15 protein-coding genes are annotated in these 16,306 nt (G+C 68.4%); 4 read left to right on the top strand and 11 right to left on the bottom strand.

Annotation, left to right across the window (positions count from 1 at the left end):
* The first annotated feature begins 68 nt into the window (after positions 1–68).
* Positions 69–1,487, top strand: a complete 1,419-nt coding sequence (locus tag P7L68_RS03125; RefSeq protein WP_371999657.1) for a coniferyl aldehyde dehydrogenase — start codon at positions 69–71, stop codon at positions 1,485–1,487.
* On the opposite strand, the gene P7L68_RS03120 is transcribed toward P7L68_RS03125, so the two are convergent.
* A complete protein-coding gene (locus tag P7L68_RS03120) occupies positions 1,456–2,343 on the bottom strand; it encodes an NAD(P)H-binding protein (protein WP_371999655.1) in 888 nt (295 codons plus the stop codon). The genes P7L68_RS03125 and P7L68_RS03120 overlap by 32 nt on opposite strands.
* A gap of 101 nt (positions 2,344–2,444) precedes the next feature.
* On the opposite strand from P7L68_RS03120, the gene P7L68_RS03115 reads away from it, so the two are divergent.
* A complete protein-coding gene (locus P7L68_RS03115; protein ID WP_371999654.1) occupies positions 2,445–3,110 on the top strand; it encodes a TetR/AcrR family transcriptional regulator in 666 nt (221 codons plus the stop codon).
* Here P7L68_RS03115 and P7L68_RS03110 read toward each other — a convergent pair.
* Positions 3,026–4,612, bottom strand: coding sequence for an SAVED domain-containing protein (locus P7L68_RS03110; protein WP_371999653.1), 1,587 nt, complete (start codon positions 4,610–4,612; stop codon positions 3,026–3,028). The genes P7L68_RS03115 and P7L68_RS03110 overlap by 85 nt on opposite strands.
* Before the next feature lie 59 nt (positions 4,613–4,671).
* Positions 4,672–5,157, bottom strand: coding sequence for a hypothetical protein (locus tag P7L68_RS03105; RefSeq protein WP_371999652.1), 486 nt, complete (start codon positions 5,155–5,157; stop codon positions 4,672–4,674).
* 141 nt (positions 5,158–5,298) lie between these two features.
* Here P7L68_RS03105 and P7L68_RS03100 point away from each other — a divergent pair, with 141 nt between their 5' ends.
* Positions 5,299–5,778, top strand: coding sequence for a MarR family winged helix-turn-helix transcriptional regulator (locus tag P7L68_RS03100; protein WP_371999651.1), 480 nt, complete (start codon positions 5,299–5,301; stop codon positions 5,776–5,778).
* An 18-nt stretch (positions 5,779–5,796) separates the two neighbouring features.
* Here the strand turns inward: P7L68_RS03100 and P7L68_RS03095 are convergent, their stop codons facing one another.
* The 5 genes from P7L68_RS03095 to P7L68_RS03075 form a co-directional block, all read right to left on the bottom strand.
* Entirely contained in the window at positions 5,797–7,086 is a 1,290-nt protein-coding gene (locus P7L68_RS03095) for a TRAP transporter large permease (RefSeq protein WP_371999650.1), read from the bottom strand.
* 1 nt (position 7,087) lies between these two features.
* Positions 7,088–7,594 carry a TRAP transporter small permease gene (locus tag P7L68_RS03090; protein WP_371999648.1) on the bottom strand — a complete coding sequence of 169 codons (507 nt, stop codon included), beginning with the start codon at positions 7,592–7,594 and terminating at the stop codon, positions 7,088–7,090.
* 60 nt (positions 7,595–7,654) lie between these two features.
* A complete protein-coding gene (dctP, locus tag P7L68_RS03085) occupies positions 7,655–8,656 on the bottom strand; it encodes a TRAP transporter substrate-binding protein DctP (RefSeq protein WP_371999647.1) in 1,002 nt (333 codons plus the stop codon).
* A gap of 413 nt (positions 8,657–9,069) precedes the next feature.
* Positions 9,070–10,389 carry an NAD(P)/FAD-dependent oxidoreductase gene (locus tag P7L68_RS03080; RefSeq protein WP_371999645.1) on the bottom strand — a complete coding sequence of 440 codons (1,320 nt, stop codon included), beginning with the start codon at positions 10,387–10,389 and terminating at the stop codon, positions 9,070–9,072.
* Positions 10,386–10,946, bottom strand: coding sequence for a hypothetical protein (locus P7L68_RS03075; RefSeq protein WP_371999643.1), 561 nt, complete (start codon positions 10,944–10,946; stop codon positions 10,386–10,388). The genes P7L68_RS03080 and P7L68_RS03075 overlap by 4 nt, the downstream gene beginning before the upstream one ends.
* On the opposite strand from P7L68_RS03075, the gene P7L68_RS03070 reads away from it, so the two are divergent.
* Complete coding sequence (locus P7L68_RS03070) at positions 10,912–11,598, top strand: TetR/AcrR family transcriptional regulator (RefSeq protein ID WP_371999641.1); 687 nt, start codon at positions 10,912–10,914, stop codon at positions 11,596–11,598. The genes P7L68_RS03075 and P7L68_RS03070 overlap by 35 nt on opposite strands.
* A 32-nt stretch (positions 11,599–11,630) precedes the next feature.
* Here the strand turns inward: P7L68_RS03070 and P7L68_RS03065 are convergent, their stop codons facing one another.
* From P7L68_RS03065 to P7L68_RS03055, 3 genes are all read right to left on the bottom strand, one after another.
* A complete protein-coding gene (locus P7L68_RS03065; protein WP_371999640.1) occupies positions 11,631–12,113 on the bottom strand; it encodes a hypothetical protein in 483 nt (160 codons plus the stop codon).
* A gap of 221 nt (positions 12,114–12,334) precedes the next feature.
* Positions 12,335–13,450 carry a winged helix-turn-helix domain-containing protein gene (locus P7L68_RS03060; RefSeq protein ID WP_371999987.1) on the bottom strand — a complete coding sequence of 372 codons (1,116 nt, stop codon included), beginning with the start codon at positions 13,448–13,450 and terminating at the stop codon, positions 12,335–12,337.
* 1,356 nt (positions 13,451–14,806) lie between these two features.
* Positions 14,807–16,174: a replication initiator protein A gene (locus tag P7L68_RS03055; protein WP_371999638.1), complete on the bottom strand. Its 1,368-nt coding sequence runs from the start codon at positions 16,172–16,174 to the stop codon at positions 14,807–14,809.
* Between the last annotated feature and the right edge of the window lie 132 nt (positions 16,175–16,306).

Here is a 16,306-nt window from a genome sequence, read left to right as displayed (position 1 = left end):
GGTTGGGTTGGCCTTTCGTCTGCGATCAGGGAAGATGGAGCCCCCTGCCGCCGTGAGAGGCCACCCCCATGTCCGATCCGACCACCATCTTCCAGGCGCAGAAAGCGGCCTTCGCGGCCGCCCTGCCGGTCGCGGCCGATATCCGCCGCGACCGGCTGACGCGCGCCATCGCGCTGGTGACCGACAATGCCGACGCCTTCTGTGCGGCGATGAGCGAGGATTTCGGCCATCGCAGCCGCGAGCAGTCGATGATGACCGACATTATGGCCTCGGTCATGGCCCTGCGCCACGCGCGCCGCCATCTGGCGCGCTGGATGCGGCCGGAACGGCGGCAGGTGACCTTTCCGCTCGGCCTGCTGGGCGGCAGCGGTCGGGTCGAATACCAGCCCAAGGGCGTGGTGGGGGTGATCGCGCCCTGGAACTATCCGGTCAATCTGGTGATGGCACCGCTGGCGGGGGTGCTGGCCGCCGGCAACCGGGCGATGGTCAAGACCAGCGAATTCACCCCGCGCACCGCCGCCCTGTTCGACGCGCTCTGCCCGCGCTATTTCGCCGCCGACGAGCTGGCTTTCATGTCGGGCGGGCCCGAGACCGGCCGGGCCTTCGCCGCCCTGCCCTTCGACCACCTGCTGTTCACCGGCGCCACCGGCATCGCCCGCGAGGTCCTGCATGCCGCCGCCGGCAATCTGACGCCGGTGACGCTGGAACTGGGCGGCAAATCGCCGGTGATCCTGGGGGCGTCGGCGGATATCGCCCGCAGCACCGAACGGGTGGTGATCGGCAAGATGATGAATGCCGGCCAGACCTGCCTCGCCCCCGATTACATGCTGGTGCCCGAAGACCGCGAGGACCAGGTGGTCGAGGGGCTGAAGCGGGCGGCGGCCACGATGTATCCGCGCCTGATCGACAACCCCGATTACACCGCCATCATCAACGACCGCCATCACCAGCGCCTGACCGACTGGCTGGAGGATGCCCGGGCCAAGGGCGCACGGATCGAGACGGTGAACCCGGCGGGCGAGGATTTCACTGCCACCAACAGCCGTAAGATGCCGCTGCATATCGTCCGCGACGTCACCGACGACATGATCCTGATGCGGGAAGAGATCTTCGGCCCGATCCTGCCGCTCCGCCGCTATGGCGATATCGACGGCGCGATCGCCGAGGTCAACCGCCGCGACCGGCCGCTTGGCCTCTATTATTTCGGCAGCGATGCGGCCGAACGCCGGCGCGTGCTCGACCGCACCGTCTCAGGCGGTGTGACGCTGGACGATGTGATCTTCCATATCGGCCAGGAAGACCTGCCCTTCGGCGGCATCGGTCCCTCGGGCATGGGCGCCTATCACGGCCGGGACGGGTTCCGCACCTTCAGCCATGCCCGCGCGATCTATCGCCAGTCGCGGCTCGACATCGCGAAACTGGCCGGGCTGAAACCGCCCTATGGCCGGGCGACGCTCAGGGCCATCCGGCAGCAGCTCGGTCGGTGATATCCCGCGCCGGCCGGCCCAGAACCTCGGCGACGGTGGGGGTTGTGGCGCTGTTGCGGCCGTCGAACAGCGTGGTGAACAGCCAGGCCAGGAAGTCGCGCATGTCGTCGGGCACGCCCTGGGCCTGAAGCCCGGCCAGGAAATCGACCAGCGGGATCCGGCGATAGCGGATCGGCCGGCCGGTCAGACGGGTGATGTCGGCCATGGCCGCGGCGAAGCTCAGCGATCGGGGGCCGGTCAGTTCCAGGATGCGGCCGCCCAGCCCGTCTTCGGTCAGCGCCTTCACCGCGACCTCTGCGATGTCGTCGGCATCGATGAAGGGTTCGGGCACATCGCCCACCGGCAGGGCCAGTTCCCCCGCCGCCAGGGCCTGGGCCAGCAGGCCTTCGGTGAAATTCTGCACAAACCAGCTGGCGCGCAGCACCGTCCACGCGAAGCCCGCCCCATCCCGGCCGGCCCCCTCCTGCCCCGCCGCAGCCAGCGCACGCTCCGCGGCCTCGGCCCCCGGCTCGCCGCGGCCCGACAGCATCACGATCCGGCCGACACCCGCCGCCCGCGCCGCCGCGGCGAAGGCGGTGATGTCGTCCACCGCCCCCGGCACCGCCAGATCGGGCGCATAGGCGATGTAGACCGCGCCCACGCCGTCCAGCGCCGCCGGCCAGCCGGCCCGGTCCGCCCAGTCCAGCCGCACCGCATCTGCGGCGGGTACCACGCTGCGCGCGGCGATCCGCACCGGCCAGCCCCGCGCCCGCAGCCCCGCCGCCACCCGCCGCCCGGTCTTGCCGGTACCGCCGGTCACCAGCACCGGCCGCCGGTCCGCGACGATCCCCTCATGCGTCATCCCGCTCGTGGTCATGGTCGCCTCTCCCCAAAACATGAGTAACTCTCATATTGAAAAACATGAGCCAGACTCGTATTCTGGGTCAAGCCGGAAAATCAGAGGGAGAGCGGAACCCGGTGACGACCACGGCAGACCGCGCCGCGCCACGGCGCATGCCCACCCAGCAGCGCAGCCGCGAGCGGGTGGAGCGCATGCTTCTGGCCGCGCGGGACATCATCGCCGCCGACGGCACCGACGGGCTGCGCATGGCGCAGGTGGCCGAACGCGCGGGTGTGCCGATCGGCTCGCTTTACCAGTTCTTTCCCGACAAGGCGGCGATCATCCGGATGCTGGCGATGCGCTGCAATGAAGAGAGCCGGGCCTGCATCCGCGCCGGGCTGGAACCCGTCGCCGACGAAGCCGGCCTGCTCGCGGCCTTCGGCGCGCTGATCGATGAATATTACGGCCTGTTCCGGGCCGATCCGGTGATTTCGGACATCTGGTCGGGCATGCAGGCCGACAAGCTGCTGCGCGAGATGGAAATCGAGGAAAGCCGGCTGAACGCCCGCCTTCTGGCCGACACCATCCGCCGCATCCGCCCCGGGGCCGACCCGGCCGCGGTGGAGGCCACCGCCTTCCTGGTGATGCATCTGGGCGAGGCGACCATGCGGCTTGCCATCGCCGTTCCCCCAGAGGAAGGCGACCGCCTGGTCGCCACCTATCGCCGCATGGCGCTGGAGGCGCTGGCGGGATCGCCGGCAGAGGGTGCGGACGACAGGGGCAATGTCAGCGCCGGCATGTAGGATCGGTTGCCGTCACCATCGAAATCGAACTCGTAGAGCCGCACGGTGCCGAGCGCCGTGCGGCGCTGGCCCAGAAAGAAGGTGAAGGCGTTGGGTGCTGCAATGAACAGATGGACGAGCCCGCCGCCGCCGGCCCTTGCGGCACGAACCGCATCCGTCGCGGCATCGGCCAGCCCGGCCGCGTGACGACCACAGGCAACCGACTGCCTGCCCGGCCCTGTCGTCGGCCGAAGGATCAGCAATCGCCCCACCTGGGGCAGGCTGGCCTCGACATAGGCACGCATGTCTGCCGCAACATCGTGCGTCAGGCCCAGCGCGACCGCGATATCGGGCTGATCCGGACGAAGCTCCACCGTCTCGGTCGCAAATGTCGGCCAGGCCGGATCGGGTGCCTGGTCATCGGCGGCCCAGATCTGCCGGCCGGCGACCCGCTGCTCCAGTTCCACCTCGCGCCCCGCCTTGACGTGAATGATCGATCCCGCCGCGAAGGCCAGGGTGGTGTGGGCGTCCAGCGCCAGCCTCAGCCGCGGCTCCGCCCTGGCCGCATCGCTCAGGAAGGTCTTGAGCCTGGGGTAGAGAGTGGATCTCCAGTCATCGTCCTGCCGGATATACCGCGCGTCGAAGGCCGGCACGAGGTCGAGAACCGCATGACAGTGTTCCTCAAGCCGGTCGAAGTCGTGTTCGAAGGATTTCACGCCATAGACCGATCGCCCGCCCTGGGCCGGGCGCAACAGATCCTCGCGCGCGCAGGCCTCGCGAAAGCCGGCGCGATCGAAATCGCGGCGTCCCTGGGCCAGCCATTGGAAGACCAGATCATCATAAGGGAAGGCGTTCTCGTTGGCCGGGATCCGGCGCAGCCCGACCCGGGCGAACCGCTCGTCCAGATCGCCGCGAAGTTCGTCGAGGCTTCGGGGGTCGTACCCGAAGGCGAGCGTCTGCGCCAGACACCACAGCTCATCTTCTTTGATTTTCAGATGCTCCCGCCAGGCCTTGCGGACCCTGCCGAACCGGCTGTTGTCGGTGCGGGAGCTGTAGAGCGTCTCCCGCCGGATGCCGCCGGAGCGCTGGCTCACCAGATCGCGCAGCGGATCGGTCCTTTCGAGCATCCAGTTGCTGAGCAGCTTGAAGCGGATACCGACGTCTTCGGGGGCACCGATGCCTTCAGAGCCGACCATACGCCGGGCGTCATGGGCGCGTTGCAGGAATGATCGCGTGCTCGCATTGATGAAGGCCGGGTCGACGAGATCGGCATAGCCGTAGCTTCCTTGCGTCACATGCCATTTGCACTGGATGTGCTCGCGCAGCACTGGCTTGCCGTAATGATCGTTCGGACACCGCGCCGGATCATAGACGATCCGGATATCGTCGAAACTTTTGGGCCCGGTTTCGAAACCCACGCGGCTCACCCCGCTCTCCGGGTCGAGCAGGAGGGCGGCATGCAACCAGAAGATGCGTGCCTGAAACGTATCGCCCTCACGCCGGGCAGCCACTGCCGGAGCCATCGCCGCATCCCTGTGCCGTTCCCACCCCGATCGCCATATGCGATGGCTGCCCGCCATAGTCAACCAGACGGCAGGGCTTTCCGCCCCCGCGCCATCCGGATCCCGTCCCGCAGGTTGAGGCAGAGCAGGGTGAGGTTGACCGCCCCGGCGATCAGCTCGATCGCCTGGACGAGCACGAAGCCGGTGTCGAACCGCCCCGCCCCGGCCCGGGCGGCCAGGAACAGGGCCGAGGGGATCAGCACCAGCATGCCGTTGGCGGCGATGATCGCCATGCGCCTGCGCTTGCGCGCCACCAGCCCTCCTCCGGCCTGCCCCCCCTTCGCAAGCGCCATACCCGACCCGCCGGTTACCGCCAGGGCCGGCACCAGCAGCAGGAACCCCCAGGGGATGGCGGTCTTGACCAGGGCGACGGTGGCGGCGCTGCCCCAGATTTCGGCGGCGACCGTGGCCAGCCAGAAGCTTGCGATGGTCAGCAGGGCGATGGTGCCGGCGATCGGGTGGATGCGGCGTGCCAGTGCGGCAGATTTCATCAGGGCGGCCTTCATCGGGACAGGGTCTCCCCATCGGCGCCGCCGGCATCCGGGGCTTGCCCGGGATGGGCAGACGCGCTAGCGTCATCTACATGACTAATTGACATCATGATGTCAATTAATGCGCAGAGTGTCAATCAGCTCGCAGGATGACGCATGTCCGATGACCAGCATGCCGCCAGGGCCACGGCCCTGACCGATCTGATCCTGGCTTTGTTCCGGGTGAACAATCTGACGCTCGCCTGGGGCGACCGGCTGGTGGCGCCGCTGGGGCTGACCAGCGCGCGCTGGCAGATTCTAGGCGCGATCGTCTATGCCGACCGGCCCCAGCCGGTGGCCTGGCTGGCCCGCGATCTGGGCGCCAATCGCCAGAACGTGCAGCGGATCGTCAATGATCTGGCGAAAGAGGGCATCGTCGCCTTCGCGCCCAACCCCCATCACAAACGCGCGCAGCTGGTGGTTCTCACCCCCCGCGGCCGCGCGGTCTATGACGAGGCGCTCCGCCTCTACGACCCGCAGATCGACGCCCTGGCCGAGGGCTTGACCCTGGACGAGCTGCGAACCGCACATCGGGTGATGATGGCGCTGAAGCAGCGGCTGGAGCGCGATGGCGGGGCGGCGGGTGATGCTGCCTGAGCGGCGCGGAACCGCCGTTCAGAGCAGCCCCAGCCAGCGCGGCAGGCTGAGCGACAGGGCGGGGATGAAGCTGGTCAGCAGCAGCACCGGCAGGGCCACCCAGGCCATCATCCTGAGCGCCGGCCCCACGGCGTGCTGGGCCGAAACCCCGCCGATCCGGCAGGCCATGAACAGCAGCGGCGCCATCGGCGGGCTGTTGGCGCCGATCACCACCGAGGTGCCGACGATGGCGGCGAAATGCACCGGGTGGACATCGACCGAGACCATCAGCGGCAGCAGCAGCGGTGCGATCACCACGGTGATCGAGACGTCGTCGATCAGCGCGCCGACCAGGATCAGGAAAACGTTCACCAGGATCATGATCATCACCGGATCCGACACCACCGCGGCGACCAGCGCCGCCAGATCCTGCGGCACCCGGCCGGCGACCAGCATCCGGCCGATGATGAACGAGAAGAGCAGGATGATGATGATCGATCCGGTGGTCTCGGCCGCATCGATGGTCGCCTGGCGGAGCTTTGCCGGCGTCATGTCGCGATAAACGAAAAGACCGATCAGCACGGCGGCCAGCACCGCGAAGGCCGCGGCTTCGGTGGGCGTGAACAGCCCGCCATAGATGCCGCCGATGATGATCGCCGGCATCGACAGCGCCGGCAGGGCGCGGACCGACACGCCCAGCTTTTCGGCCGGGCTTTGCCGGCAATCGCTGCGGATCTCGTGGATATGGCGGCCGATCTGGCTGCGGTTGAACAGGATCAACCCCACCATCAACAGCAGCCCCGGCACGATCGAGGCCGCGAAACAGGCCGCGACCGATTGCTGGGTCGCCACCGCGAACAGAATCATGGTGATCGAGGGCGGGATCAGAATGCCCAGCAGCGACGAAATGCCGAGCAGGGCCGCGGCATAGCCGCGGGAATAGCCGCGCTTTTCCATCGGGTCGATCATCAGCGTGCCGATGGCCGCGACCGCCGCGGTCGCCGTGCCCGCCATCGCGCCGAACACGCCCGAGGTCACCACCATGGCGCTGCCCATGCCGCCGCGGCGGCGGCCGACCAGCAGTTCGATGAAGGCGACCAGCCGGTCGGCGATGCCGCCCGACTGCATCAGATAGCCCGCCAGCACGAAAAGCGGCAGGGCGAGCAGAATGACCCCGTCGAGCGAGCGGAAGCCCTGCAGCATCAGGGTGTTGAAATTGGCGTCGTAGATGACGGCGAGCGCCGCCACCACCGCCGCGAAGGACCAGGCCACCGGCAGGCCGATGCCGAGCAGGACCAGAAGGAGCAGAAGGGCTGCGAGCGCATCCATGTCAGCCCCCCTCGCCCGGCCGGCCCAAGATGCAGACGGCGCGCGCCATGTCGCGCAGCGCATAGAGCACGGCGGTGACGGCGGCCAGCGCCAGCGGTGCCTGGGCCAGCCAGAGCGGCAGGCCCAGCACCGGGATGGTCTGCGGGCGCTTCATGCCCCAGGCGAACATCTTCCACACCCAGAAACAGAAGAACCCCGCCACCACGGCGGTGATCGCGGCGATGATCAGCCCGTGGATCGCCCGCGCCCGCCGGCCGGTCAGGCCGGTCGCCAGAAAATCGACCGTCAGATGGCGGCCATTGCGGGTGGCGAGTGTGGCGCCGGCCATGTAGAGCCACATGGCGGCCAGCATGCTGGCCTCGTGCATGCCGGTGAGCGGCAGGTCGAACCCGGCCCGTGCCGTCACCAGCAGCACCAGGGCGGCGGTGACGACAAGGCTGGTGATCAGCACGAGCAGGTTGAGGACGCGGGCAAAGGCCCCGTCCAGCGCAGCGAGGAAGGTGATCACGGGCACAACCCCCAAAGATGGCGGGCGGGACGGGGCGAGAGGGGCGGGATGGGCCGCCGGTCAGTTGCCGGTCTGCGCGCGCACCCGGGCCATCAGCTCGGGCCCCAGCACCTTTTCCATGCCCGGCCAGACGGCGGCGCGTACCGCTTTGGTCAGGGCCGCCAGCTCTTCGGCCGAGGGTTCGACATAGGTATGGCCCAGCTTTTTCCACGCGGCCACATGGGCCTCGTCCGCCGCCTTAGCCGCGTCGAACTGCGCCACCATCACCTGACGCGCGGCCTCTGCCACCACGGTCTGCTGTGCCGGCGTCAGCTCCTGCCAGCTTTCCTCGTTCGCGGTCAGGATGCCGGTCAGGAACTGCTGGCGGGTGTGGACGTAATCGGTCAGCACATCGCCGAAATAGGTGACGTCGTAGAAGATGACATTGGCCGCCTCGCCATCGACCACGCCGGTCTGGATGGCGGAATACAGCTCCCCCCAATCGACGGTCGCGGTCTGATAGCCCATCGCCGCCACGGTCTCGGTGAAGGGCGACACCGGCGGCACCCGCACCTTGAACGCCTTCGCGGCCTCGATCGTGGTGGCATGGCCGCCGCGGGTGGCGACGCCGTTGAAGCCCTCGGGCCAGGCGCCCAGGAAGCGCAGCCCGATATCGCCATAGATGTCGCCCAGGGCCGCGTGGAGCCAGCCGCCCGGCCCATAGGCCTTCAGCGCCTCGGGCCAGTCGGTGAACATATAGGGCGTGTAGATCAGCGAAATCCGCTGATCGTAAGAGGTCATCGGCCAGTTCAGCATCAGGTCGACATCGCCGGCCATCAGCAGGTCGAAGACTTCCTGCTGGCCGCCCAGTTCGTTCTGGTAGAAGACCTGGACATCGAGCTCACCCTTCGTGCCGGCCCTGATCTTTTCGGCCCAGGCCTCGATCGCATTGCCGGCATCCGAGCCCTTGGCCCCGGAATCGGTCGCAAGCTTCAGCGTCACCGCCCGGGCCGGGGCTGCGGCAAGCCCGGTCGCGGCCAGCGCCAGCAATGCGCCGCCGGCCAGCATCGTCCTGATGGTCATGCGGGTATCCTCCCTGATCACATGGATGCGATCCTGTTGCGGATCGTCTTTGTGTGGATGGTCAACGCCGTCGACTGCCGGTCTCGGGCTCCCCTCTCCCGCCCCGCACCTGCCGACGTCCTGGATGACGGTGGTGAGTGTTGCGCAAAGAACATCGGTGGCCGTTCAGGACATCGACAGTATCCGATTCAAGATCCGGCACCCGTTCTATGTTCTCAACCCCCGCCCCTGTCAGCTTCTGCACCGGACAACCTGTGTACATCCTCTATACCGTCATCCCCGCGAAGGCGGGGATCCAGGTTCCTGTCCGCGTGAAGACTGTCAGAAGGCCTGGATCTGCCGCGAATTTCCGGTGATCGACGGCGCAGGTCTTGTAAAGACGAATCGTCCAGGGCGCGCAGGCAATCACAGCCTCAGGCCTCGTGACGATTGGCGAAGATTTCGAGCGCGAAGCGCGACCGCACGCCGATGTCGAGGAAGGGGCGCGGCGGCAAGCGGCTCGGGGTGCCGAGGCTCACCATGTCCGCGATCAGCGGCTCGTCCTCGCCCAGCGCCATGGCGGCCGCCAGCCGGCCGCCGATCGTGCCCTTGGCGATGCCGACCGCATTCTGGCAGACCGCGCTCCAGACATTGGGGGCCACCCGGCCGAAACCGGGGGCGCCGTTGCGCGACAGGCAGATGAAGCCGGTCCAGGTATGTTCCATCTGCACGCCCTTCAGCATCGGGAAACGCTGGTCGAACAGGCGTTGATGGTTGGTGCGGATCTGCGTGCGGCGGGCATCGGGCTGACGCATACCCGGGCAGTAGTGGATGTTCTGCCGGATCAGGATCCGCCGGTCGTTGGTGTAGCGCATGGTGATGCCGGCGAAGGCATTGGCGGGGGTTGATCCCCAGGGCCGGATATCGCCCAGCGCCGCCTGTTCGGCCACAGTCAGCCGCCGGGTCAGGCTGGCATGGGCGGCAAAGTTGAGCAGCCGGCCTTTCCAGAAGCCGAACCGCATCGCCAGCCCGTTCACCGCCAGAATGGCCTTGGGCGCGCGCAGGCTGCCGCCGGGCGTTTTCAGCACCACGGTCGTGCCGAATTCGGCATCTACAACCGGGGTGCCTTCATAAAGGTCGACATTCTCGGGCAAGTTGTCGCCCAAACCGCGAGTCAGCGCCGCCGGATTGACCAGCACCGTGCCGGGGGTGAAGACCGCGGCGGCGAAATGGCGGGTGCCGAGGCGGCGGGCGGTCGCCGCGCGGTCCAGCCATTCATGAGGCTCGCCCAGCCGGACGAGTTCCGCCACCGTCGGCCGCAGCACCTCGTCCGCGCCGCGATCCGACGAGGCGGTGTGGTATTTGCCGTCTTCGCTCCAGTCGCAATCGATGCCGTGGCGGGTGATCGTGTCTTTGAGCGAGGCGATGCCGGCACGGGCGAGGCGTTTATAGGCCAGGCCCTTGGCCAGTTCTTCCAGCGACGAGCCGACATTATGCGGCAGGTCGATCGCAAAGCCGGAATTGCGGCCCGAGGCGCCCTCGCCCAGCTGGCCCGCTTCCAGCACCACGATCTTCGCATCGGGCCTGAGCTCCGCCAGCCGGCGCGCGGCGCCGAGCCCGGCGAAACCGGCCCCGATCACCACGACATCGGCGGTGACGTCGCGGCCGAGCGGCGGCTTCGGCCGGCGCGGCGGCAGATCGGCGCTCCAGCCGTTCGTGCGGTCGTTCTCGGGCAGCAGGGTGATGGCGGTCATGCCCGGCCCCCCGCCGCATCCATCTCCCGCGACCAGCCGGCCGGCTGCAGGCAGTACCAGACCAGCGCGTTTTCCGAGCTGTAGACCAGATCGGTGCCGGCCGGCAGCCAGATCGTATCCATGGGCCCGGCCTCCAGCCGGCCGTCCGCGGTTTCGACCACAAGCCGGCCGTCGAGCACCAGGATCAGCTCGTCATACCGCAGCTGCCACGCGATCCGGGCGCCGGAGAAGCGCGCGAAGCCGCCGGCAAGCGCGCTGCCGTCTTCCGCCCCCGCCACTTCCACCACGCGGGCCATCTCGGGGAAGGCGAAGCGGGGCTCGAAGCGCAACCCGTCGAACCGCATCACCCTGGGTGGCGATTTCACCTGCACCGTCATCTCTCCCTTCCCCCCGGTTGCCGTCTTTGCTGTGGTGTCACGTCTTCGTTGTGGAGCCACGTCTTCGTTATGGAGACTCTGGCCAGAGAGCGCCCGACACCGTACACTTATGTCTTGAACAATACAGACCTGTATGGAGACGTCAATGACGAACCGCCGGCTGATCGAGCAGGTGAGCATGCCCGAAGACGACGCACGCGCGCCGCGCCTGAGCCGGGCGGACTGGCTTGAAAAGGCGCTGCAGATGCTGGTGGAAAGCGGGGTCGATGCCGTGCGCATCACGCGGCTGGCCGACGGGCTGGGGGTGACCCGCGGCAGCTTCTACTGGCATTTCCAGGATCGGGCGGCGCTGCTGGAGGCGATGCTGGAGGTCTGGAACCTGAAGAACACCGATGCGATCCTGCGCGCGGCCACGGCAGGCCCGACGCTGGAAGCCTGCATCCTGGCGCTGTTCGAGGTCTGGCTGGATCCGGAGCGGTTCGACCCCAGGCTCGATTTCGCGGTGCGCGACTGGGCGCGCGGCATGCCGGCCATCCAGGATACGATCCGCGCGGCCGACCAGACCCGTCTCAAAGCCCTGGTCGACATGTATGCCCACCACGGCTTCGATGCCGGGCAGGCCGAGATCCGGGCGCGGAATTTCTATTTCATCCAGATGGGCTATTACGCCCTCGACGTCCGCGAGCCGATGTCGGTCCGCCTGTCGCTGCTGCCGATCTATTATCAGACCTATACCGACCGGCAGCTGACGCCGGCGGCGGAAGCCGCCTTCCGCGCCCGGGTGATCGCCCGGCCCGAGCTGTGGGGGGATGAGGTGCCGCCGGCGGCGTGAGTGCCGGGCATCAGGCCGCCGGCAGATCGCGGTCAGTCGATCGCGATGATCTCCCACTCGAATTCCGCCTCGACCTCCTCGGCCGGGCTGGCCATCGGTGCCCAGACCGCGGTCACCGCGCCCAGCCGGCGCAGGTTGAGATACTGGGTGTGGCCCAGGCTGAACAGCTGGCCGGTTCTGCTGACCTCCATCAGGAAGGCGGGCGGCTCCTCCCCGGCGACAAGGCCGATGGCCACGGCGTTGAGGGTGTGGATCTCATGGGTGTCGTGTACCGTGGGGTCGACACCGACATAGGCCCCGGCGGTTTCGTTGATCAGGGCCAGTTCCTGCGAGATCGGCGGCTCGCCGACCAGCTTCCAGATCACCTCTGCCCTGTTGCGCACACCATCCTCGTCGGTGAGGCCGATCAGCGACACCATCTGGCCGGGCGCAACCTCAAGGGTCGAGAGGCCGAGCAGGCGGCCGGTGGATTTGTGGCGGATGATGACGGTTCGTTCGATCGGGCCAGCCGACATGCCTCTACTCCTCCGTGATTGGCGGGGCGCGGATCGCCCTTGCCTGACCGGCACGCCGGAAAAGCGGCCGACACGGGCAGTCTAGGGCAGGCCGGTAAGGGTACCAAGCGCATAAATTTCAAATTGATTTACATAAACAACCCCAAGGATATTGCGTCCTCCGACGCGTGCATATCGGGGCGGCCGGCCGGAGGATAAGGCCGGTGTCACAGCCATCGGCCTTATCCCGGGATCCAGCCTTCGATGGCTGGCCGACCACGGATGGGGCCGGTCATTCCTGCCAGTTTCATCCAGTCGGGTTCCGGATCCGGATCCGGATAAGGTCTTGAAGGAAGAGTCCTGTTCCTGGTGAGTCCTATGGGCGCCAGGGTGGCCTGACAGGCGGGTCTGGGGCGCAGGTCGTGGCGGAGGGTGGCCGCGGCGGCGGGGATGGTCAGGCGGCCGGCATCGGCCTCTGCCAGCGCCCGGCCGATGGCCGTGACCGTGGCGTCGCGCAGGCCCCAGCAGGGGGCCGGCCGGCCGCTTGCGGTCACCAGCGCATCCAGCGTGCGCCGGCGCGCGGGGTCGAGCCCGGCCAGGACCACCAGGCTTTCGGCTTCGGCCCGATAGGCGGCGGGCAGCGGCGGTGCGGAAGGTGCGGGCGGGGCGGGCGGGGCGGGCGGGGCGGGCGGGGCGGCCTCGGCCTCCGCCTCGCCGCCTGGGGCGCAGGTATCGGCCGGGGTCTGCGGCGCGGTCGCCGATCCAGGCTCGGCCAGCTGCGAGAGCGCGACCGCGATGTCATAGGCCGGGCGCTTCGGGCCCTGGCCCAGACGGTCGGCAAAGGCCTCGACGGCGGCAAGGCCGGCGGTCTCCACGGCGGCGGCCACCGCGGCCGCGGCCTTGACGCGCTTCCAGCCCGGGGCCGCGGCGGCCTGCTGAATGCGGCTGACCAGGCGGATCATCGGATCGACGATCGGCGCCGGATCTGCCGCCAGTGCCGTGGGCTTCGGCGCCGACACGGCCGGCGTTGTTGCAGGCGGGTGGGGGCATGATACCCCGCGGGCGGCCGCCAGTCCCGCGGCCATGGCGAGCCGATAGAAGCGCCGCGGCTGATGGCCGCCGGTGGCGCCGGTTTCGACCAGCGTCAGCAGGCCGTCTTCGGCCAGGCGTTGCAGCCGGTCGCCGGCGGTTTTGGGGCTGATGCGGGCGGTTTCGGCCAGCTCGCGCAGGCTGGCCCGCACGATATGGTCGTCATCGGCAAGCACGCTCAGGCTGGCGGCAAGGGCCAGGCCGTAAACATCCGTCTCCCGGCCTCGCTGCACCCTGTGCAGCCAGCCGAGGCGGGTCGGTTCAGACATGTCGGACACGACAAAACACTCCCGGCCGGATCTGGTGATCCGCGGTGTCACATCCGGACGACAGGCAAAGGAAGACCGTCAACGCCTTGTCAGCGCTTGAAAACAGCAGCTATTCCGCCTAGAATCAGACTTGTCACGGTGCTGATAGGGCGGCGAGAGCCAGTCTGTCAGTCGAGGTCGGTCCCGTTTGCGGTGTCGCCCAAAGCGGCTTCGTAAACGGGACTATCTCATTTCGGGGTCATGATCGGCAGATCTCCCGTCAGTGATATGCGGCCGCACGGTCCTGATGTGGAATCATCCGGATGCCGGGGCATCCCTGAAGACTCACGGCGCGCATGAGAAAACCGGTCCAACTCCGGTCAGCAACAAGAGAAACGCACCCGAAAGCCTGGAGTCAAGCCGAGTCCGGATGCCTTCCCGCGTCTGTCAAGCCCCGAATACATGATTTCCGCAAATAACCATCGGGGTTTCGGCCCCCAGAGGAATCGGGGTTTCGGCCCCTGGAGTCTTCGCTGCATTTGAAACGCCCCGGCACGGGGTGGTCAGGCGTCTGATGGCGGGGGTATGAGATCCCGGCCCGATGGCCTTGCGCGGGAGCCTTGGATTCCTGCCCGACTCCCGCGGGGGGCAGGTCGGCGGGCCGGACGGGGGGGGCCATGGCCCCCGGGGGCCGAAACCCCGAATCGGCCCGTGCGGGGGCGGTTTTTTGCCGCGCTGCGGGCGGCGCCGGCGCGGTGGCACCGGACTCGGGGTTTTGGCCCCCGGCAAAAAAAATGCGGCCACAGAGAGGTTTCACCCGTCCGGCGGCCGGCACACCGCTCGGGCGATGAGGGGCGCCACGGGCGGCCATCGGCCCGCGACACGGGGTTTTACCCCCCGACGCGGCGGAATTGCCGGGGTTTCGGCCCCCGTTCGCCCCCCTGCCCCACCCCCGATTCCCGGGGTTTCGGCCCCCGAATGCCGGATATCGGGCCGATGGCTATCGGGGTTTCGGCCCCTGAACGCCGCCGGAACGGTCTTTGGTGACTGCATATGATGGTCGTATCGTCGCCACATCCTGCGCGCGGCGGTCGTGGCAGCCGGCGCCGGGCTATCGGGGTTTCGCCCCCCGGCATGCCGCCGATATCCGGAAGCTGCCTTTGCTTCAAGGGGTTGAGGGGCATGGCGATCGCGCAGGCAGGCCCTCCGGCCGGCATCGTTGCGGGCGGTGAGAGGTGTGGTGCAGGGCCCGGGCGGTGCATGACGGCGATGCGGCGCGCCGCGCGGCGGCGACCGATGCACGCAATTTATCCCGAAGGTACAAGATCTTACACGGCACCGCCGGCCGGTATGGCCCGGCGTGGCGAAAGCCCCTGGCTATCGGGGTTTCGCCCCCTTGGCTGCGCCGGCTGCACGTGGTTTGCGTGTCGTTGCGGGTTTTTTCGGGGTTCCGGCCCCTGTGCCGGTGGTGCCACGGGTCGTGCTGCGCGGCTTGCGCGCGGGTTTTGCCGCCGCCGTGACCGCCTGGTCGAGCAGATCGGCGGTGAGCGGCCGGTCTGTCGGGGTTTCGGCCCCTTCGGCGGGTGCGGCAACGGCCTCGGCCGTGCGACGGCTTCGGGGGGCGGAGCGGCCGGCTTCGGGGGCGTCGGGTCCCTTGACTGTCCCGGCCTGGCCCGTCCCGGCCTGGTCCGTCCCGCCCTGGCCCCTCCCGCCCTCACCTGCCCCATCCTCACCCGCACCACGCCGGGCTGCGGCCGGCTTGCGGCGCGGTCTGGCCGGGGGCTGCAGGATCTCCACCGTGGTTTCCATCAGCGCATCGGTGGCGGTTTCGGGTGCCGGCGCCGGTGCCTTGCGGCGCTTGCGGCCGTTCGCCTCCACCTCCGGGGCCGGCAGGGCCGGTGCCAGATGGTCGCGGGCCACGAAATACAGCACCTCGCCCACGCCCTCCTGGGTGCGCAGATCCAGCCAATAGCCCGGCAGGCGCTGGCGGGCGATGGTGCGGCGCAGTTCCTTGGCGAAATCGGCATAGCGCTGGGTGGTGCCGCTGGTCTCGTGCAGGAAGCGCAGCGGCAGGACATAGCCCTGGGTATTGGCCGTGGAATAGCGCCGGATCAGGCGGTAGAGCCAGCGTTCGATTCCGCCCGACAGCTGGAAATAGGACCGGTCGATGCTCAGCACCAGCCGGTCGGTGACGATGCCCTTGTACAGCCAGTCGGCGATGGTGAATTCGATGCCCAGCGAGCGGCCGTTTTCATCCAGCGGCGCCGAATAGCTTTCCAGCCAGTGGAAGCCCTTGGGGTCGCGGCGGCGGCCGCTGCGGACATTGGTGCGGATGAAGGTGGCGTTCAGCCGTTCCAGCGCCTTCAGGATCCGGCGATATTCGTCGCCGCCGGTCGGCCGGCCGATGCCGCGCAGCAATTCATAGAGCGAGACCCGGATGGTCGGCGAGGTCGGTTCCCCCCGGTCCAGCGCGGCGCGCAGCTGGCTGGCGGCCCAGATCAGGATGTCGGCATCCCAGATCGTGGCGACGCCGATGCTTTCGGGCGCCGTGACGTTGATGTGGATCTCGGTATTGCCGTCGGTCGCCCGGTAGTCGATCGACGACCGGCGCGACGTCGGCGTCGGCTTGGCCAGCGAGAAGAAGGGCAGCTCCATCGTGTCCTGCTGGTCGTAGGTCGGGATGGTGCCCGGCAGTGCGACGAACAGGTCGATCTGGGTATCCGTCCGTTTGGTCGGTCGCTTCATGCGTCTCCGGACGGCCGGGGGTGGCCGTCCCCATCTGCTGGCGGTGGTGTGTCCGCGGCCAGACTACCACGTCTCACCGGTCCATGCCGCCGGGGAGTTGACGCCCCGGCGGCTCTTTCCCGGCATCCCGCT

The sequence above is a fragment of the Tistrella mobilis genome, assembly GCF_041468085.1.
Taxonomy (GTDB): domain Bacteria; phylum Pseudomonadota; class Alphaproteobacteria; order Tistrellales; family Tistrellaceae; genus Tistrella; species Tistrella mobilis_A.
Note: the sequence above shows the minus strand (reverse complement) of the source record. Positions and strands in the feature narration are given on the sequence as shown.